Origin of the sequence: Pseudosporangium ferrugineum (genome assembly GCF_003002065.1) — a bacterium.
Taxonomy (GTDB): domain Bacteria; phylum Actinomycetota; class Actinomycetes; order Mycobacteriales; family Micromonosporaceae; genus Actinoplanes; species Actinoplanes ferrugineus_A.
This window is the reverse complement of the sequence record NZ_PVZG01000067.1, coordinates 1-3,572: the sequence shown is the minus strand read 5'-3', so window position 1 is coordinate 3,572 and position 3,572 is coordinate 1. Positions and strand designations below refer to the sequence as shown.

Sequence of the window (3,572 nt, the reverse complement as noted above, 5' to 3'; positions counted from 1 at the left end):
CGCCGCCTCCTACGCCGGCCACACCTGGGGCCTCGGCCGCCTCTGGACCCGCATCCCCTTCGTCCAGAAGCACCGCATCCTCATCTGAACCCACCACACCACCGAAGCCGGCGCCCCGAAGGGCGCCGGCTTCCGGCTATTCGCGGGCCTGCCGCTCGTGGGCGATGCGGACCAGCTCCAGCAGGCCGCCGGCGTACTCCTGGGCCTCCGCGTGCGCCTCGTCGAACGGTGGCTGGAAGCCGACGCCCTCCCACTGCTGCGTCGCGGCGTTCCAGCGGTCGTTGCCGACCTCGAAGTCCCAGGCGTTGATGCCGAGCTCGTAGTAGAGCTGGTCGGCGGAGTTGCCGGCGGCCGAGTAGAGCACGTCGGCGACCGGGCCGGTGTACGACGGCCAGGTGACCGTGCCCCGCTCCGTGGCGATGGCACCGACGATGCGCCGGGCGCTGTCCTGGAAGAACGCCGCCTCGTCGATCGAGGGCCGGGGCAGCGTGACCCTTCCGTCGGCCTTGTACGCCCCGGGCGGCCACATGAAGTACCCGCCGTAGCTGTGCACGTTCATGGCGAAGGCGATGTTCGGGTGCGCCTTGGCCAGGTCCACGACGTTGCCGCTCTCCGCCTCGGACAGTTCGCCGGTGCCGGAGTAGACGCCGGACAGGCAGTTGGCGCTGCCGCCCACGTAGCCGTCGAAGTACGAGCCGACCGCGTAGTTGCGGTTGACGTCGACACCCCAGCTGTCGCGGTAGCGCGGGTCGCGGCTGGTGCCCGTACAGTGGTTGACCAGGTTTTTGCGCTGGAAGTTGAAGTCGTTGAAGGAGTAGTTGGCGCCGTCCGGGTTGACCGTCGGCACGACGAACACGTCGACCGAGTCGAGCAGCTCGCGGGTCGCGGCGTCGGTCGCGTAGTTGGCGAGCAGCCGTTCCGCGAACTCCAGCGTCACCATCGGCGTCGCCCACTCCCGGGCGTGCTCCTGCGAGTAGGCGAGCACGCCGATCCGGGAGCCGTCCCGCACCTTGCCGATCCGCAGTGCCTGCACCGTCCAGGGCTTGCGCGGCACCTCGGTGCCCTTGAGGCCGTCGTCGAGGCGTACCGGACCGGCGACCGGCATGGGCAGACCCGCCGAGCCGTCCTCGGCGAAGGCCCGGAACCGCTGCGGGAAGCGGTCCGCGATGATCGCGGCGACGTCGCCGGTCGTGCTGGTCACCTTGCCGCCGGCATCGGTGCCGAGCCGGACCGTCAGAACCCGGTCACGGTACGCGGCGGAGAGCGGCTGATCCGGCGCCCCGGGATCGACCGTACGCACCTGCACGCCGTTCATACCCTGGTCGCCGAAGCGCACCGACTCCACCACCACCGCGGCCGCCGCCGGGTCGCCGAGGTACGCCACGGCCGTACGCCGGTAGCCCTGGGTCCGGTGCGGCAGGTCGAGGACGTCCACGAGCCCGCGGTACTGCCGGGCGAGCCGCTTGATCCGCGCGCTGATGTCGGTCGGCGTCAGGTACGCGTCGACGAAGTCCTTCTGATATCCGCTGGGCAGCGGGGGTGGGGTCGCGCCCGGCCACGACGCCGGCGTGACCGCCCGGGACGTGCCGCCGAGGCTGGACCGGGCGATGATCTGCACGGGCTTGGCGGGCACCGGCTGCGGCAGCGCGTAGTGGTACTGGTACTCGCCGGAGTCCTCGAAGCGCAGCAGCGGGTACGACCCGGTGGAGCCGTCGGCGGCCTTCCAGGTGACCGTGATCTCGACGTCCGGGTCGTTGGTGGCCGTGGTCGCGACCTGCGTCTGCAGGAAGGTCTGCCCGCCCGTCGCCCACCAGTACGCCTGCTGCACCTGGAGGGTGTCCGCGGCCTGCTCGGCGGCGCTGCTGCGACCCTGCGCCGCCGCCCGCCGCGCGTCGGACCCGCGCTGGATCACCTGGACGGGCACCGCTCCGGCGCCGCCGAGCGCGGTGAGTTCGGCGCCGTCGACCACGACGTCGGCGAGCACCGCGCCCGGCACCGTCCGTGGCCGCGCGGCGACGTCGGCACCCGAGGCGATCAGCTTCCGCAGGGCGGCCTCGTCCGGGAGGCGGAACCGGACCAGCGCCCGCTCCCCCGCGCCGAGCGGCACCGGCACGGCGGCCGGGCTCGCGACGGGGGCGGCGTGCGCCGCGGGCAGGGCGACCAGGTTGGTCGCGGCGAGCACGGCGGCGAGCGCCGCCCAGCGGATGCGGGATGACATCGAACCTCCTGCGCCATCGAAGGACGTCAGTCACACCCCATCCCAGCGATCCACCGATGTCAACGAAGGCGGGGGCGTGACGGCCTCAACGGCAGTCACCGGTGCCCACTCTGCCGGTGCGCCGGGCGCCCGCCGCCGCGGTGTCCGCGACCTCGGCGGCGCTGAGGGCGTACCCGAGGTCGGGGTGGCCGCCGGAGACGCCGAAGACCACGCCGAGCACCCGGCCGCCGGGCGTGACCAGCGGCCCGCCGGAGTTTCCGTTGCGCACCAGCCCCCGGATCGTGTACGTCTGCCGATTCACCTCGCCGTCGCCGTAGATGTCGCGGCCGTCGATGCGGCTCAGCTCCCGGATCCGGGCCGGCTGCGCCTGGTACGGCCCGTCGAGGGGGAAGCCGAGCACGACCGCGTCGGCGCCGCTGCGGACCGGCTCGCGCGCGAACGGCAGGGCCGGGGCGGTGAGGCCGGGGACGTAGAGGACCGCGAGGTCGCCCTGCGGGTCGTACACGACCACGGTGGCGTCGTGCGGCCGGCCGCCGCTCTCGACCCGGACGTCGCCCGCGCCGGCGACCACGTGGGCGTTGGTGAGGACGTGTTCGGGGGCGTAGACGAAGCCCGAGCCGACCGCGCCCCGGGTGCAGCGGCGCGGCTCCCCCGGCGCGGCGCGGACCTTGACGACGGACGGCCGCGCGCCCGCGACCGCCGGCGCCCCGGCAAGCTGCGGGTCGGGCGCGGGGCCCCCGGTGGACGACGTCCGGACGAGGTCGTCCAGCGAGCCCGGCACCCGGTCGGTGCCGAGCATCCACGCGGCCACCAGGACGACGGCGGCGAGCACGGCCACCACGCCCCGGAATCCCTCGAGCCGGTGCCCGGCGCCCTCGGCGGCCCGGCGGCCGGGGAACAGGCCCAGGCCCGCCGCCGCGGCGACCGCGAGGGCGAGCAGGATCGAGGCGTCGAGGGGGCGCACCCCGCGGAGCGTACCCAGCCCGGGCCAGTGCGCCCCGGCTGTGTTCCTCGTCTCGGCCGCCGCATGCGGATCCATGCACGTCTTCGCGTTTCGGGCCGAAGACTGATATACCATTTCGCGTCCGCACCGTGGCGGCTCTGTGGGGGGTTGAATCGTGGACACCGCTTATCGCGTGAGTCCACTACGTACGGACGATCCCGAGCGGCTCGGCGACTACGTGCTGACCGGCCGGCTCGGTTCGGGCGGCATGGCCGTCGTGTACCTGGCCGAGGATCCGGACGGCACGTATGTGGCAATCAAGCTGATTCATGCGTCGTTGGCGCATGATCCGGAGTTCCGGGCGCGTTTCCGGGGTGAGGTGGATCGGGCGCGGTTGGTGCCGTCGTTCTG

2 protein-coding genes and 1 pseudogene are annotated in these 3,572 nt (G+C 73.5%); 1 reads left to right on the top strand and 2 read right to left on the bottom strand.

Annotation, left to right across the window (positions count from 1 at the left end; translation table 11 throughout):
* Positions 1-136 precede the first annotated feature (136 nt).
* Positions 137-2,218 carry a M14 family zinc carboxypeptidase gene (locus CLV70_RS38670; protein ID WP_106131575.1) on the bottom strand — a complete coding sequence of 694 codons (2,082 nt, stop codon included), beginning with the start codon at positions 2,216-2,218 and terminating at the stop codon, positions 137-139.
* A gap of 85 nt (positions 2,219-2,303) precedes the next feature.
* The gene (locus CLV70_RS38665; protein WP_158277948.1) at positions 2,304-3,182 is read right to left on the bottom strand and encodes a MarP family serine protease; all 879 of its coding nucleotides are present in this window, start codon (positions 3,180-3,182) and stop codon (positions 2,304-2,306) included.
* 154 nt (positions 3,183-3,336) lie between these two features.
* On the opposite strand from CLV70_RS38665, the pseudogene CLV70_RS38660 reads away from it, so the two are divergent.
* A pseudogene (locus CLV70_RS38660) lies at positions 3,337-3,572 on the top strand (serine/threonine protein kinase); the annotation flags it as partial.